Source organism: Achromobacter sp. FW305-C-13 (genome assembly GCF_058783475.1).
The window spans coordinates 449,530-463,482 of record NZ_JBYSYN010000004.1 but is presented as its reverse complement, the minus strand read 5'-3'; the positions used below and the strand labels follow the sequence as shown (position 1 = coordinate 463,482).

Genomic DNA, 13,953 nt, shown 5'->3' with positions numbered 1-13,953 from the left:
TCGCGGGTCACAGGGATTCGGGGTCTCGGCGCAGGGAGAAGCCTTGCGCTTCGTTCATGGCCAGGTAGCTGACGTTGCGCGACACCACCGGCGGCTTGTCGCCGTTGTGCAGGGCGCGCACTTCGTCCAGCACCATCTTGTCAGCCAGCGTCATGCGGTCGATCATGCGCAGGTATTGCATCCAGCTTTCGACCAGGAACACTTCGCGCCATACGCCTTCGCGTTCCAGGTCGCGGAACAGCTGCCATTGCTGCGCGCCGTTGCGCAGGCGCAGCAGCCGCAGCGGATGCGCGGCGCTGATCAGCGCCGACAGCTTGTCGCGTTCAATCAGGTATTCCACGGCCACCAGCACCGAGCCGTGCTGGGTATTGAAACCGGCCGCGGCCATCGCGGGTTCTGTGCTGTCCACGCGCGCGAGCGATTGGGTGTCCACATGTTCGGGCAGGCGCGACCGGTACAAGAGGGCGACGGTGATGCCCAGCATGATGCCGGCGGTGCTGAGCGCGCCGGACACGCCCATGGTGCCGGCGAAGTGGCCCCACATGAACGAACCGGCCGCCAGGCCGCCGAAGATGGCGGTCTGGTACAGCGCCAGCGCGCGCGCCTTGACCCAGTCGGGCACCAGCATCTGGACGGTGGTGTTGTAGGTGGCCAGCACGCCGATCCAGCAACTACCGGATATCAGCAGCGCCGGAAACGCGACCCACAGAGTGCTGGTCAGGCCCAGCGCCAGCAGGCAGGCGGCCAGCAGCGCAGCGGCCACGGTGACCAGCCCGCCCGCGCCCAAGGCGGCCTGCACGCGGCGCACGAAGGCGCTGCCCAGGATTGCGCCGACCCCCAGCGCGCCCAGCATGTAGCCGTACAGCAGGGCGCTGCCTTCCTCCTGCTCGTGGGCCAGGAGCGGCAACAACGCCCACAAGGCGCTGGCCGACAGGCCGAAGGCGAACGAGCGCAGCATGACGACGCGCGTCACGGTGGAATGCTGGGTGTAGCGCAACGCGGCGACCACGCCTTCGAAGAGGCCTTCGGGCGGCAGGCGACGCTCGGGCAGGTCGCGCTGCCAGCGCCAGATCGCCCAGATCAGCCCGCCATAGCAGAAGCAGTTCAGCAGGAAGACCCAGGGCGCGCCCATGGCGCCCAGCAGCAGGCCGCCGATGGCGGGGCCGACGGCGCGGGCGACGTTGTAGTTGACGCTGTTGAGCAGGACGGCGCTGCCGACGTGGGCGCGCGGGACCTGTTCGCCGACGGCGGCCTGCCAGGCGGGGGTGACGATGGCGCTGCCGATGGCGATGCAGAAGACGGAGGCGATCAGCGTGATCGGGTGCAGCAGGCCGGCGAACGCCAGGATGGTGATGAAGACGCCGCCGGTCAGTTCCAGCAGCATGCCGGTCAGCATGACTTTGCGCCGGTCATAGTTGTCGGCAAGCACCCCGGTCAGGATGGACAGGGCTACCAGCGGGAAGGCCGCGGCCACCTGGATCATGGCGACCATCAGGGGGCTGCTCTGTTCGGTGGTGATGATCCAGGCGGCGGCGACGGATTGCGCCCAGGTGCCCAGGTTGGCGAACAGGTTGGCGATCCAGATGATGCGGAACGCGGGGAAGGCGAAGGGGGAAAGCGTGCTGACGGTAAGAGGGGCAGCGGGCGCAGCGGGGGCGCCGGGTGGGAGGTCGGCGGAGGGGGAGACGGGGGTGAGCATACGGAGGGCTCTGGGGCGTCTTTTTTGGGGTGCCGGGAGGGCGTTTGGGGTGGGGTAATGGTACGCCTGTTGTGTTGCTGGGGTGTGTTTGGGTTTGTCGGGAGATTGCCGGGGGGCTGCGGCGCGGCGGGTCGGGTTCTTGGGCCGCACGGCGTGGCGGGGGCACGGGGTGCGCGGGTCAACGATTGCGGTCCGGAGCCTTCGCTCCGGACTTGCCCCGTCGTCATCTTCGTCCAGGCCTGCGGCCTTCCCTTCAGATTCCCTCGGGCGCATCGACTCCCCGCGCACCCCGTGCCCCCGCCACGCCGAGCTGCGGTGCATCGGAATCGGGCATCGCCGGGGCGGGTGGTGTGCTTGGCATTTTGCTGTCTGGTGGCGGGGTGGGAACGAGTGTGCAGGGACGCCAAAGTCGGCCGCGCGGGCGGCCTTTTTTGGCTTATGGGGGTGTGCTGGGTGGGAGGGGGTGCGCTTGCGCGCGCTTGGAGGGCGCGTGGGTTTTGCGGTGGATAAGGGTGTGGGTAAGTCGGTGGATTGGGGGTGGATAGCCGGTGGATAGGCGGTGGATAAGGTGGGATAACTTTGGGGGCATAACCTTTGGTGACGCATGTGTCTCGTGGGGTATCGGGTTTTCCCGTGGATTTCTAGTACCCTGCCCCGTTGCCCCGGCCGTGCTGAGTCGCGGGCGCGATGGACGTGCCTGGCGCGTCCGCCCTTTCACTCTTTGTTGTTTGTTGCCATGACCCTGACGTTCAATGGGCGCGCGTTTGCCGCCCTGCTTGCCGTGACCGCCCTGTTGGCGCTGATTGCCCTGTATGGCGCGCCCTATCCGTTCTTGCGCGGATTCGTCGGCGATGTGGTGGCTGTTGGCTGGGTGTACCTGGTGTACCGGACCTTCATCCGCGCAAGCGTCGGGGTGCTGGCGGTGGCGGCGCTGTTGACGGGGTATGCGGTGGAGTTCGGCCAGTACCTAGCGCGGCAGTACGGGTGGCAGATCGAGCAGCCGGTGCTGCGCGTGGTGCTGGGCAGCGTGCCGGACTGGTGGGATGTGGTGGCGTACACCGTGGGGTTCGCGGTGGTGCTGGTGCTGGCGTTGGCCAATGCGCACCGTGCGCGCAATGCCGCGTTGCGGGATGCCCGGGCGCGGGCGAGTCTGCGCGCTCGCCGTTAAGCGGCGGGGTGTCCAGGCCGGGGCAAGCGCCCCGGCGTCTTCCGAAGGATCAGGCTTGGCAGATCGGTTCGTCGTCGTTGCGACGGACCGCGGGGGCGCTTGCGCGCAGCGGTTGCAGGCGGGCGTTGCGGAAGGGGGCGAACAGTTCGGCCCAGGACGACGGGAACAGGGGCGTGGCGTGGCGCACCGCGTCGCGGCGGGCGTAATGCGTCAGCAGTTGCTGACCGATCGGGGCGTCTCCCAGGGGGTGGCGGGTATTCATGGTATTTCCGTATTGCATTGAAAGTGTATTCATTGTACTAGGCGGACCCTGCCTCGTCCACCCTGCCCTGCGCCGGCCTTTCGCCAGGTCAAGTGCTTGATCTCAAAGGGTCTGGCCCCTTTTATGCAATGACTGATCGTGGTTCTCCGGGATTGCCCTAGCAGTTGAAAACGGTAGACGGTATACAATGTTCTTCATGGCCGGGCTAGACCAGCCTGGAATCCCCTCCCTACTGGACTGGAGCGCGTCATGGCAGAACTGATGAACCGAGATGAATTCCGTACCGCGTTGGAAAACGCGATCAAGGGCAAGAGCGCCAACGCTTCGCCCTTTTCCATCGCCTGGGCTGAAGGCAAGCTCAGCCGCGAGCACCTGTCGCGGTGGGCAGAGAACCACTATCACTATGTGGGTCCGTTCGCCGACTACCTGGGCTACCTGTATGCCCGCACGCCGGATACCTATACCGAGGCCAAGGACTTCCTGCTGGCCAACATGTATGAAGAGGAAATCGGCGGCGACCGCCATACCGATCTGCTGATCCGCTTTGCCGAAGCCTGCGGCACCACCCGCGAACGGGTTACCAACCCCGACAACATGTCGCCCACGACGCGCGCGCTGCAAAGCTGGTGTTACGCCGTGGCCATGCGCGAAGACCCCATCGTGGCGGTCGCGGGCCTGGTCGTCGGCCTGGAATCGCAGGTGCCGTCCATCTACCGCAAGCAGACGCCGACGCTGCGCGAGAAGTACGGCTTTACCGATGAAGAGGTCGAATTCTTCGACCTGCATATCGTGTCTGACGAAATCCATGGCGAACGCGGCTATCAGATCGTGCTGGAGCACGCCAACACCGTCGAGCTGCAGCAGCGCTGCCTGAAGATCTGCGAGATCGGCGCTCAGATGCGGCTGCTGTACACCACGGCGCTCTACACCGACTACGTGCAGCACGAGATCAAGCTGCCCGAACTCGGCCTGGCCGCCTGACCCCTGCCCAGCTTTTCCGGCCGCGCGCCATGGCGGGCGCGGCCGGCCCGCAGCTTCTGGATGACAGACCCATGCCTACCGTTGTATTCCATAAAGGCGGCCAGACCTTCACCGACGTGGTGAAGGACAACACCAATCTGGTGGTGCGGGCCGGCATCAAGCAGTTTCCGTATCCGCACCTGCGCTACGAATGCGGCATGGGCAAGTGCGCCAAGTGCGCGTGCCGCGTGCTGGCCGGCGCCGAGCATTTGCCGCCGGTGAACTGGAAAGAGAAAAAGCAGCTGGGCGACCGCATCGACCAAGGCTATCGGCTGGCCTGCCAGTTGTGGTTGAGCAGCGACATCGAACTGCTTCAGGATATGGAGGCCTAGCAGCCATGGACTCCGTATACGTCATCCTGACGACCAAGCCCGGCGTGTTTCGCACCGAGGTGGGCAAGGACGTCGACATCATCGAAACCTATGACTACGTGTTCTACGGGCGCGCGCTGGCGGTGTTTCGCATCGCCCGGCTGCATGGCGACACGCGGCTGGTGGTCACGGAAGAGACACCGCCCTATGTGGTGAACCGCGTGCCGTCCAAGTTCCTGGAGAAGTTCGCCTCGGTCGAGGCGGCCCGCAAGGAACTCGCCCACCTCACGCGCTTTGGCAGCATGGAATCCACGTTGACGCTGCGGGCCGATACCGCAGTGGCGGAGCATTGAACGACATGGTCCAGATCACTTTCATCTCGAACGGCGGCAAGGTGGCGACCGCGCCCGAGAACAGCAATCTGCTGCGCGTATCACTGAAGGAAAAGGGCGGCATCCCGTTCAAATGCGGGGGCGGCCTGTGCGGCACCTGCAAATGCCGCATCGAGGAAGGGCTTGAAAACACCGATGCGGTCAAGCCGAAAGAGCGCAAGCACCTGCGTCCCGAAGACTTCGAAGCCGGCTACCGCATGGCGTGCCAGACGTTCGTGAATGGCGACGTGAAAGTCTCGTGGGTGGTGCAGAACGGCAAGGGCGTAGTGGTGGGCGCGGCGTCCGACCCCGTCGAAGCCGCCAGCTGAGCGCGCGGGCGGCGATGCCGCCCGGCCTTTGCCGCGTCAGTCCGCCGAGGCGTGCTGCTGGGTGTCGGTATAGGCCTTGGCCGCGTTGTGCACGTGCTGGCTGGCCAGCAGTGCGGCCAGGTCGCCGTTGCCCGCGATGACGGCGTTCAGGATCTGTGAGTGCTCGTCCCAGTTCGCCTTGGCGCGGTGCATGTTGCTGGGCGCGAACAGCAGCGCCGTGCGGTCGCGCAGCGAACGCATCAGGTCGGTCAGCACCACGTTGCCGCCGATGGTGGCCAGCATTTCGTGGAACTGCGAATTCAACGCCAGGAACTTGTCCAGCTGTTCGCTGCGCGCGGCTTCCGTGCCTTCGCGCAGGAAGGCCTGCAGACGTTCGACGGTCTTCGCGTCGCGCCGTTGCGCCGCCAGCTTGGCGTTCAGCCCTTCCAGCGTGGCGCGCACTTCCACCATGTCGTAGGCCACCGCGTCGGACAGCACCGACACGGAGGCGCCGCGGCGCGGCTCGATGGTGACGAGCCCCTCGGCCGCCAGCGCGCGCAACGCCTCGCGCACCGGGATGCGCGACACGCCCATTTCCTCGGACAGCCGGCCTTCGACCAGGCGGTCGCCCGGTGTGAACTCGCCGCTGAGGATGCGTTCGCGCAACTTGTCGCGGATGACGGCGAACAACTGCGGATGCTGCTCGCCGATCTTCAGCGGAGCGGAAGACTGCGTCTCTACGGCTTGCGGGCTGACGGGCGAAGTGGTCATGGCGAGCATGTATGGATTAATGGATACAGTCTCCATTGTATTACCGGGTGTAGCCGCGTGCCGTTGCGAAGGCGCCGCATCAGGCGCCCCAGAAGGCTTTGACCAGCACCCCCACCGCGCCGAGTGCGCACACCGCCAGCAATACGCTGCGCACGGCATGCGGCGGCAACAGGGTGCGCAGCCGGTTGGAGACCGCAAAACCGGCCAGCAGGAAAGGAGCGAGACTAAGCGCCAGCCCGGCGTGGTAAGCCGTATACCGGTTGGCCAACGCCAGCATGGCCAGCGAGAAGATCGATCCCAGGAACAGCACCACGCCCAGGGTGGCGCGCAGCCGCGGCGGCGCGGTGTGCTGCAGCACGATGGCGATGGGTGGCGCGCCGACGGACGTCATCGTGCCCATGATGCCGGAAGCCACGCCGGCGCCCGACACGCGGCCGGGCGTGGCGGTAAAGCGCAGGCCCGCCACGCTGAGCGCGACGGCCGCCAGGATCAGGCAGGCGAACAGCACGCCCAGCGCCTGCGGCGCAAAGCGCGCCATGGCGTAGATGGCGATCAGCGTGCCCACCACGCGGCCGGCCAGCGCGTACGACACGGCAGACCAGTCAATGAAGGCGCGCTCGCGCAGCGCGGTCAACAGCGAGATGAAGCCGCCCAGCGTCAGCAGCGGCCCGGGCGCCAACTGCGGGAAGAACATGGCGGCCACGGGCGCGGCGAACATCGCGAAGCCGATGCCCCCCACCCCTTGCGCCAGCGCGGCGCCGAACACCACCAGCGCCATGGCGGCGTAGTGCCAGAGATCCGGAAACGGCAAGGTGGGCAGCATGGGGATATGTAGCCTTATATGTATACGATAGTCAATCCGTGACCATGGTGGTTCCGGTGAAAACAGGAAATGCAAGGGTAACCCCCTGATTTTTCGCCGTTATTCATGGGTTTTTCAGAATTATCGGTTTCCCTAGGCGGTGCATATTTCGATTGGTATGGCTCAAAACGAAATATAGTATACCGATTGTGGCGACTTAACAGCCACGTCACAAGGGGAATCGCGCATGCAATCCGACGTCGTGCTCAACGCTGCTCACTGGATGTACCTGCTCAGCGTGGCCGCCATCATCCTGACGATGATCTTGCGGGCCAACGTGGTGGTGCCATCGGTAATCGGCACTTTCCTCGTGGTGCTGGCCATCACGGGCAACCCGATCAGCGCGCTGATCGGCATCTTTTCGGCCAGCTTCGTGGCAGCCAAAGAGCTGTTCAACATCTTCCTGGTCATCACCTTCATGACTGCCTTGCTCAACGCCTTGAAGACCTTGCAGGCGGACGTGCGCATGGTGCAGCCGTTCCGGCGTGTCATGCGCGGCGGGCATTCCTCGTTCGTGATCATCGCCCTCTGTACCTATGTCATTTCGCTGTTCTTCTGGCCCACGCCGGCCGTGCCGCTGGTGTCGGCCATCCTGCTGCCCGCGGCCATCGCCGCCGGGCTGCCGCCGCTGGCCGGCGCCATGGCTATCGCCATCGCCGGCCAGGGCATGGCGCTGTCGTCGGACTATGTGATCGGCGTGGCGCCCAGCATCAGCGCCAAGGCGGCGGGCGCGGCGGTCAGCGCGGCCGTGGTGGCCGACCGCGCGCTGGTGCTGTCGCTGATCACCGGCGCCGTGGCGCTGGTGGTGGCCTACCTGCTGATCCGCAAGCACATCGTGCCTGCCAGCCCCGCGTTGCTGGATGCGTGGCAGGCCCGCGCCCAGGACGGCAGCCTGGCGCGCATCGAACAATCGGGCTCGTTCGACAAGGCGGAACTGGCGCGCGGCACCATGGGCGCGGACCCGGCGCTGCCCCAAGGCCCCGTGCTGGACGACGAAGAGCGCCGCCGCGTGCGCTGGTCCAAGACGTTTGCCGTGGTGACGCCCCTGGCGTTCCTGGCCGTGATCGCCGTGATGGTGGTGCCGCGCCTGTTCCCGTCGGTGCCCGCCCTGCGTGGCGGCGACGCCGCGGCGCTGGTCGGGGGCGTGGCCTTCGTGGTGATGATGCTGGTGACGCTGGCCGCCGAGGGCCCGCGCAAGATGCTGGACGTGTGCCCCGAGCACGTGACGGACGGCTTCGTCTTCGCCTTCAAGGCCATGGGTTCGGTGCTGCCGATCGCCGGCTTCTTCTTCGTGGGCGCCAATGAAACCGCCGCGCAGATCCTGGGCGTGCCCCAGGCGCAGGCGCCTGGCCTGCTGTTCGAAGTGATCTCCGCCGGCCAGCACCTGATTCCCGAAAACCATTTCCTGGTGGCGTTCGGCGTGCTGCTGGTGGGCATGATCACCGGTATCGACGGTTCGGGCTTTGCCGGACTGCCGCTGACCGGCACGCTCTCCGGCGCCCTGGGCCCGGTGGTGGGCGTGGACCCGGCAACCTTGGCCGCCGTGGGCCAGATGGGCGCGGTCTGGACCGGGGGCGGCACCCTGATCGCGTGGTCGTCGCTGATCGCGGTGGCGGGGTTTGCCCGGGTGAACGTGCTGTCGCTGGTGCGCGCGCTGCTGCTGCCCGTGCTGCTGGCGCTCTTCGTCTCCACCATCTGCGCCGTATTGATCTGGAGTTGATCCCAGGATGGATCCGGACCCTGCGGAAGGGGCCCTGCGGGGCCCCTTTTCACGCCGAAAGCCTGGGGTTTCCACGTATCGTCACAAAGTGATTAAAGTATACAATGTTCAGAAGCTATCTAAGACGACCGATTTCCGGCCATTCCCGTACAGGTAAAGGACGCGCACCCGTGGACGATCTCTCGCAGCAAGCATTCATGAACCACATCGGCGGCGCCTGGGTGCCCAGCGCCACCGGCCGGACTGCCCCCAACCTCAACCCGGCGGATACGTCCGACGTAGTGGGGCTTTTCCCGGTGTCGGACGCCGAAGACGCCCGGCGCGCGGTCGAGGCGGCCGATGCCGCGTTCGCCGCCTGGCGCGACACGCCGATCTCCAAGCGGGCCGCCATCCTTTTCCGCGCCGCCCAATACCTGGAAGACCACGCCGACGCCTTCGCGCGCGAACTGACCCGGGAAGAGGGCAAGGGCCTGAACCTGGCGAAAGACGAAGTGCTGCGATCGGCGCAGACGATCCGCTTCTATGCGGTGGAAGGCCAGAGCTTCACTGGCGAGACCTTCGTCAACGACGATCCCGACATGGTCGTCTACAGCCAGCGCGAACCGCTGGGGGTGGTCACGGTGATCTCGCCGTGGAACTTCCCCATTTCGATCCCGGCGCGCAAGATCGCGCCAGCGCTGATCACTGGCAACACCGTGGTGTTCAAGCCGTCGTCCGACGCGCCACTGTCTGGCTACCGGCTGACCGAGGCGTTCGTGCAGGCGGGGCTGCCTGCGGGGGTGCTGAATCTGGTGGTGGGTCCCGCCGCCGCCGTTGGGCCCGCCATCACCACCGCGCGCGCGGTGCGCGCGATCTCCTTTACCGGGTCTACCGCGGCAGGCGAACAGATCCACCGCGGAGCGGGCCTGACCACCCGCACGCAGATGGAGCTGGGCGGCAAGAATCCGCTGATCGTGCTGGCCGATGCCGACCTGGACCGCGCCGTGGACCTGGCCGTGAAGGGCGGTTTTTCGCTCAGCGGCCAGGCCTGCACGGGCACCAGCCGCGTGCTGGTGGACGCGAAGGTGCGCCAGGCGTTCACCGACAAGCTGGTGGCGCGGGTCAAGACGCTTACGCTTGGCAACGGGCTGGACGGCAACTTCGACCTGGGCCCGCTAGCCACGCGCAAGCAGCTGGACAACGTGCTGAGCTACGTGGCGGTGGGCAAGGAAGAGGCCACCCACCTGTGCGGCGGCGACGTGCTGACCGGCCCGGGTTTCGAGCGCGGCTACTACGTCACGCCCGCGCTCTTTACCGACGTGACGCAGCAGATGCGCATCGCGCGCGAAGAGATCTTCGGCCCCGTCATCGCACTGATCGAAGTCGACGGTTATGACGACGCCATTGCCAAGGCCAATGACACCGAGTACGGCCTGTCGGCCGCCATCGCCACCACGGATGCGCGCTATGCGCACCGCTTCGCCCGCGACATTCAGGCAGGCACCGTGAAGATCAACCGCACCACCACCGGTAACCTGATCAACGCGCCCTTCGGGGGGCTCAAGCACTCCAGCACCTCCACGTTCCGTGAGTCCGGCCGCGTGGGCCTGGAGTTCTACACGCAGATCAAGACCGTCTACCGCGCCGGCTAAGGCCGCGGACAACCGAAGAGGCTATCCCTATGAAACAGATTTATCGCCTGGAACTGGAAGAAGCGCGCGTCATGGTGCGGGCGGCCATCGCCAAGTCGGAAGCGATCGGCGTGCTGGAATCCATCTGCATCGTGGACGACGGCGGCTACCCCATCGCCCTGGAACGCATGGACGGCGCGCGCATCACCGGCCCGCAGATCGCCTGGAACAAGGCGTTCACCGCAGCGGGGCACAAGCGATCGACCCATCTGTTCAACACCCCGCCCAATGGCCCTGCGCTGCCCGGTAACGAAGCCTTCGGCATCCAGTGGAGCTTCGAGGGCAAGTTCGCCGTGTTCGTCGGCGGCTTTCCCATCGTGGTGAACGACGAGGTGATCGGCGGTATCGGACTGAGCGGCGGCAACGGCGAACAGGACACGCAGGCAGGCGTCGCCGCGCTGGCGGCATTGGCCGAACTGCTGGAGCCGCGCGGCATGAAAGTGCTGGTGCAGGCCGACATCAAGAAATAAGCGAGGCCGGCCATGGCATACCGCGTGCACATCCTGGAAACCGGCGCCGCCTTCGAGGTGGATGCCGACGAATCGGTGCTGGAGGCCGCCGGGCGCGCAGACGTCAAGCTGCCGCACGAGTGCACCTTCGGCGGCTGCGGCACCTGCCGCATCAAGCTGGCCTCAGGCACCGTGCGCTATGAGGAATTCCCCATGGCGCTGACGCCGGAAGAGGCGGCTGAAGGCTATGCGCTGGCCTGCCAGGCGCGGCCCGAAAGCGACCTGTGCATCAGCGTGGCCAGCAGCCGGCAGGTGTTTCCCGAACCGCGCCGCCTGCCGGCCACCGTGCAGCGCATCGAAGCGGTTACCGAAGACATCGTTCATCTGACGCTGGCGCTGCCGGATGCCGGGCTGGACTTCGTGCCGGGTCAGTACATGAACGTGCTGCTGCCCGATGGCGAGACACGCAGCTTTTCCATGGCGTCGGCATCGGCTGGCCAGCAGGTAGATTTCCATGTGCGGCGCATTCCGGGCGGCCGCTATACCGACCATTGGCTGGGGCAGGCGCAAGCCGGCGCGGCGCTCACGATCGAAGCGCCGCTGGGCGTATTCAGCTATCACGAAGAAGACTGGCGCCCGCTCATCATGATGGCGACCGGCACCGGCATCGCGCCGATCAAGGCGATCCTGGAATCCTTGCTGGATAAAGAGGACTGCCCGCCCGTCAGCCTGTATTGGGGCATGCGCACCGAGGAAGACCTGTATCTGAAAGACGAGATCGCCGGTTGGGCGGGGCGGCTGTACGAATTCAATTTCGTGCCCGTGCTGTCGCGCGCCAGCGCAAGCTGGCAGGGCCGGCGCGGCCATGTGCAGGACGCCGTCCTCGAAGACCACGACGACTTGTCCGAGCACGCCATCTACCTGTGCGGCGCGCCCGCCATGATCCAGCAGGCCAAGCACCTGCTGGCCGGACGCGGCGCCAGCCTGGACCACATGTACGCCGACAGCTTCACCTTCCAGCACGCGCTGACCGCCGCGGGCTGACGCGGCGGCGCCCGGCCCGGGCCTGCGGTGGGCCCTAGCGGAACACCAGCACGGGCAGGCGCGTCTTGGCCAGCACGCGTTGCGTCTCGCTGCCCAGCAGGAACCCCGTCATGCCGTGGCGCCCGTGCGAGCCCATGATGATCAGGTCGCACCCCTGGCTCTTCGCGGTTTCGACTATCGCCTCGTGCGGATGGTCGTTGACCACCACGACGATGTTGCAGGGCACCAGCGCATGGCGGGCCTCCATTTCCAGCCCGTCCAGATAGCCTTGCGCGTTCTTGCGCGCCTGGTCGGTGTGTGGCGGCTGCGTGGTGCCCAGCATCTCGGCCTGATAGACCAGCAGGTGGTCCTCCGGGATGGCGCGGATGAGGGTGATGGTGGCGCCCATTTCCTTGGCGAAAACGAGTGCGCGCTTGAAAGCCGATTCGGACAGCAGGGAGCCATCCACGGCGATGAGCAAGTGCCTGTACATGTTGCCTCTCCTTTAGGAAAAGGAATGTCGAGCAACGGCGAATTCAGTATAGGCTTGCCGTTGCCCGCAATCCAGTCCCGCATAAGGAGGAGGCGGACCCGCCCGGGCGCGCCGGCTCAGGCGCTCCGGCGTAGTGCGTCGCCACCTGGGGAAAGCCCTTGGGGCAACGCATCGATCAGGCTGCGCGTATAGGGGTGGCGCGCGTTGCGCCACAAGGTGGCGTTGGGGCCTTCTTCGACGATCCGGCCCGCATTCATCACCAGCACCCGGTCGGCCAGATAGTGGACCACCGACAGGTCGTGCGAGATGAAAAGGTACGACAAGCGGAATTCGGCCTTTAGGTCCACCAGCAGGTTCAGGATCTGCGCCTGCACGGACACGTCCAGCGCCGATACGGGTTCGTCGCAGATCACCAGCGCCGGGCGCAGCACCAGTGCGCGGGCGATGCCGATGCGTTGGCGTTGCCCGCCCGAGAATTCACTGGGATAGCGCGCCAGCGCCTGGCGCGGCAGGCCCACCGCGTCCAGGATCCGGGCGATGCGCTGGCGGCGTTCCTCGCGGTCCTTCACCCGGTGGATGCGCAAGGCGGCCTCGAGGATGTCGTTGACCGTATGGCGCGGGTTCAACGACGCATAGGGATCCTGGAAGATCATCTGCACGCTCTGGCGGTAGGCCGCCAGGCGGTGCCGGTCCAACTGGGCGGTGTCTGCGCCGCGCAGCAGGATCCGGCCGGACGCCGGGGCAAGCAGGCGCACCAGCGTGCGGGACAGCGTGGATTTCCCGCAGCCGGATTCGCCGACCAGCCCCAGGGTTTCGCCGGGGGCGATCTGGAACGACACGCCGTCCACCGCGGTGCTTGCGCCATGGGCCGTCGGGTACTGCACGCGCAGGTCTTCGACTTGCAGCAAGGGCGTCGCGCCGATGGGAATGGGGTCGTTGGCGGCAACCGGCACGCGGTCAGGGGTCACAAGGCCGAACACCGGGCGTCCCGAGGCGGGGTCGAGGCGCGTGCGGATTTCAGGCAGCCGCAACGTGCTGTAGTGGGTCGCGTCGTCCAGGCGCAGCGACGCCCCGAGCAGGCCCCGGGTGTAGGGGTGCCGCGGCTGGGCGAGCAGCGTCGCCGCGGGCCCTTCTTCGACCTTCTCGCCGCGCACCATCACGGCGACGCGGTCCGCCCATTGCCCAACCACGGACAGGTCATGCGTGATCAGCAGCAGTCCCATGTTCAGTTGCGACCGCAGGTCGTCCAGCAGTTGCAGGATCTGCGCCTGGACGGTGACGTCCAGCGCGGTGGTCGGTTCGTCGGCCACCAGCAGCGCGGGCTGGCAGGCGATGGCGGCGGCGATCATGGCGCGCTGGCGCTGGCCGCCCGACAGCAGGTGGGGGTAGTCATCCACGCGGCGCTGCGGCTCTGGCACGCGCACCAGGTCCAGCAGTTCAATGGCGCGCGCCCGGGCGGCGCGGGCGCTGGCGCCCCGATGCAGGCGCAGCGCCTCGCCGATCTGGTCGCCCAGGGTCAGCACCGGATTCAGGCTCGTCATCGGCTCCTGGAAGATCATGGCGATGCGGTCGCCGCGCAGCGCGCAGCGCTGGCGTTCCGACAGCGCCAGCAGGTCCTGGCCTTCGAACAGGATGCGGCCCGACACGCGGGCATGCCGCGGCAGCAGGCCCAGCAGGGCGAGCGCGGTGGTGGACTTGCCGCAGCCGGATTCGCCGACGAGCGCCAGCGTTTCGCCGCCGCGCAATTGCAGGTCCAGCCCGTGCACGGCCTGATGGCCGGGAAAGGCCACATTCAGCCCTTGGATGTCGATCAGCGTAGTCATGGT

At 66.7% G+C, this 13,953-nt stretch carries 15 protein-coding genes; 9 read left to right on the top strand and 6 right to left on the bottom strand.

The annotated features are described in order from the left end of the window. Nucleotides 1-7: 7 nt before the first annotated feature. Entirely contained in the window at nt 8-1,699 is a 1,692-nt protein-coding gene (locus tag AC3WMU_RS25760; protein WP_492283146.1) for an MFS transporter, read from the bottom strand. Nucleotides 1,700-2,435: 736 nt separating this feature from the next. Between AC3WMU_RS25760 and AC3WMU_RS25755 the strand changes: the two genes are divergently transcribed. Next, nucleotides 2,436-2,867 carry a ribosomal maturation YjgA family protein gene (locus AC3WMU_RS25755; RefSeq protein ID WP_052017925.1) on the top strand — a complete coding sequence of 144 codons (432 nt, stop codon included), beginning with the start codon at nt 2,436-2,438 and terminating at the stop codon, nt 2,865-2,867. A 49-nt stretch (nt 2,868-2,916) separates the two neighbouring features. Here AC3WMU_RS25755 and AC3WMU_RS25750 read toward each other — a convergent pair whose 3' ends face one another. Further along, entirely contained in the window at nt 2,917-3,129 is a 213-nt protein-coding gene (locus AC3WMU_RS25750) for a hypothetical protein (RefSeq protein WP_006226803.1), read from the bottom strand. A 249-nt stretch (nt 3,130-3,378) separates the two neighbouring features. Between AC3WMU_RS25750 and AC3WMU_RS25745 the strand changes: the two genes are divergently transcribed. From AC3WMU_RS25745 to AC3WMU_RS25730, 4 genes are all read left to right on the top strand, one after another. Continuing rightward, a complete protein-coding gene (locus tag AC3WMU_RS25745) occupies nt 3,379-4,110 on the top strand; it encodes an iron-containing redox enzyme family protein (protein WP_006226804.1) in 732 nt (243 codons plus the stop codon). Between the two features lie 71 nt (nt 4,111-4,181). Beyond that, nucleotides 4,182-4,481, top strand: a complete 300-nt coding sequence (locus tag AC3WMU_RS25740) for a 2Fe-2S iron-sulfur cluster-binding protein (protein ID WP_006226805.1) — start codon at nt 4,182-4,184, stop codon at nt 4,479-4,481. A gap of 5 nt (nt 4,482-4,486) precedes the next feature. Then, complete coding sequence (locus AC3WMU_RS25735; RefSeq protein WP_006226806.1) at nt 4,487-4,813, top strand: hypothetical protein; 327 nt, start codon at nt 4,487-4,489, stop codon at nt 4,811-4,813. Then, a complete protein-coding gene (locus AC3WMU_RS25730) occupies nt 4,810-5,160 on the top strand; it encodes a 2Fe-2S iron-sulfur cluster-binding protein (protein WP_315134838.1) in 351 nt (116 codons plus the stop codon). The genes AC3WMU_RS25735 and AC3WMU_RS25730 overlap by 4 nt, the downstream gene beginning before the upstream one ends. Before the next feature lie 36 nt (nt 5,161-5,196). On the opposite strand, the gene AC3WMU_RS25725 is transcribed toward AC3WMU_RS25730, so the two are convergent. Both AC3WMU_RS25725 and AC3WMU_RS25720 read right to left on the bottom strand, forming a co-directional pair. After that, nucleotides 5,197-5,910, bottom strand: coding sequence for a GntR family transcriptional regulator (locus AC3WMU_RS25725; protein WP_035213942.1), 714 nt, complete (start codon nt 5,908-5,910; stop codon nt 5,197-5,199). Between the two features lie 79 nt (nt 5,911-5,989). Next, nucleotides 5,990-6,733: a sulfite exporter TauE/SafE family protein gene (locus AC3WMU_RS25720; RefSeq protein WP_006226809.1), complete on the bottom strand. Its 744-nt coding sequence runs from the start codon at nt 6,731-6,733 to the stop codon at nt 5,990-5,992. Nucleotides 6,734-6,959: 226 nt separating this feature from the next. Here AC3WMU_RS25720 and AC3WMU_RS25715 point away from each other — a divergent pair, with 226 nt between their 5' ends. The 4 genes from AC3WMU_RS25715 to AC3WMU_RS25700 all read left to right on the top strand — a co-directional run bounded on the left by AC3WMU_RS25715 (nt 6,960) and on the right by AC3WMU_RS25700 (nt 11,655). Beyond that, complete coding sequence (locus tag AC3WMU_RS25715; protein ID WP_006226810.1) at nt 6,960-8,492, top strand: hypothetical protein; 1,533 nt, start codon at nt 6,960-6,962, stop codon at nt 8,490-8,492. 197 nt (nt 8,493-8,689) lie between these two features. Then, a complete protein-coding gene (locus AC3WMU_RS25710; protein ID WP_006226811.1) occupies nt 8,690-10,123 on the top strand; it encodes an aldehyde dehydrogenase family protein in 1,434 nt (477 codons plus the stop codon). A gap of 29 nt (nt 10,124-10,152) precedes the next feature. Then, entirely contained in the window at nt 10,153-10,632 is a 480-nt protein-coding gene (locus AC3WMU_RS25705; RefSeq protein WP_006226812.1) for a GlcG/HbpS family heme-binding protein, read from the top strand. 12 nt (nt 10,633-10,644) lie between these two features. Continuing rightward, entirely contained in the window at nt 10,645-11,655 is a 1,011-nt protein-coding gene (locus AC3WMU_RS25700) for a 2Fe-2S iron-sulfur cluster-binding protein (RefSeq protein ID WP_492283145.1), read from the top strand. A 34-nt stretch (nt 11,656-11,689) separates the two neighbouring features. Here AC3WMU_RS25700 and AC3WMU_RS25695 read toward each other — a convergent pair whose 3' ends face one another. Together AC3WMU_RS25695 and AC3WMU_RS25690 are read right to left on the bottom strand one after the other, a co-directional pair. Next, the gene (locus AC3WMU_RS25695; protein ID WP_006226814.1) at nt 11,690-12,127 is read right to left on the bottom strand and encodes a universal stress protein; all 438 of its coding nucleotides are present in this window, start codon (nt 12,125-12,127) and stop codon (nt 11,690-11,692) included. Nucleotides 12,128-12,243: 116 nt separating this feature from the next. Beyond that, complete coding sequence (locus AC3WMU_RS25690; protein WP_492283144.1) at nt 12,244-13,950, bottom strand: ABC transporter ATP-binding protein; 1,707 nt, start codon at nt 13,948-13,950, stop codon at nt 12,244-12,246. Between the last annotated feature and the right edge of the window lie 3 nt (nt 13,951-13,953).

Excerpts from the sequence above, each read along its gene's own strand:
- AC3WMU_RS25760 (WP_492283146.1), bottom strand. The coding sequence starts at position 1,699 with ATGCTCACCCCCGTCTCCCCCTCCGCCGACCTCCCACCCGGCGCCCCC.
- AC3WMU_RS25755 (WP_052017925.1), top strand. The coding sequence starts at position 2,436 with ATGACCCTGACGTTCAATGGGCGCGCGTTTGCCGCCCTGCTTGCCGTG.
- AC3WMU_RS25750 (WP_006226803.1), bottom strand. The coding sequence starts at position 3,129 with ATGAATACCCGCCACCCCCTGGGAGACGCCCCGATCGGTCAGCAACTG.
- AC3WMU_RS25745 (WP_006226804.1), top strand. The coding sequence starts at position 3,379 with ATGGCAGAACTGATGAACCGAGATGAATTCCGTACCGCGTTGGAAAAC.
- AC3WMU_RS25740 (WP_006226805.1), top strand. The coding sequence starts at position 4,182 with ATGCCTACCGTTGTATTCCATAAAGGCGGCCAGACCTTCACCGACGTG.
- AC3WMU_RS25735 (WP_006226806.1), top strand. The coding sequence starts at position 4,487 with ATGGACTCCGTATACGTCATCCTGACGACCAAGCCCGGCGTGTTTCGC.
- AC3WMU_RS25725 (WP_035213942.1), bottom strand. The coding sequence starts at position 5,910 with ATGACCACTTCGCCCGTCAGCCCGCAAGCCGTAGAGACGCAGTCTTCC.
- AC3WMU_RS25720 (WP_006226809.1), bottom strand. The coding sequence starts at position 6,733 with ATGCTGCCCACCTTGCCGTTTCCGGATCTCTGGCACTACGCCGCCATG.
- AC3WMU_RS25715 (WP_006226810.1), top strand. The coding sequence starts at position 6,960 with ATGCAATCCGACGTCGTGCTCAACGCTGCTCACTGGATGTACCTGCTC.
- AC3WMU_RS25710 (WP_006226811.1), top strand. The coding sequence starts at position 8,690 with ATGAACCACATCGGCGGCGCCTGGGTGCCCAGCGCCACCGGCCGGACT.
- AC3WMU_RS25705 (WP_006226812.1), top strand. The coding sequence starts at position 10,153 with ATGAAACAGATTTATCGCCTGGAACTGGAAGAAGCGCGCGTCATGGTG.
- AC3WMU_RS25700 (WP_492283145.1), top strand. The coding sequence starts at position 10,645 with ATGGCATACCGCGTGCACATCCTGGAAACCGGCGCCGCCTTCGAGGTG.
- AC3WMU_RS25695 (WP_006226814.1), bottom strand. The coding sequence starts at position 12,127 with ATGTACAGGCACTTGCTCATCGCCGTGGATGGCTCCCTGCTGTCCGAA.
- AC3WMU_RS25690 (WP_492283144.1), bottom strand. The coding sequence starts at position 13,950 with ATGACTACGCTGATCGACATCCAAGGGCTGAATGTGGCCTTTCCCGGC.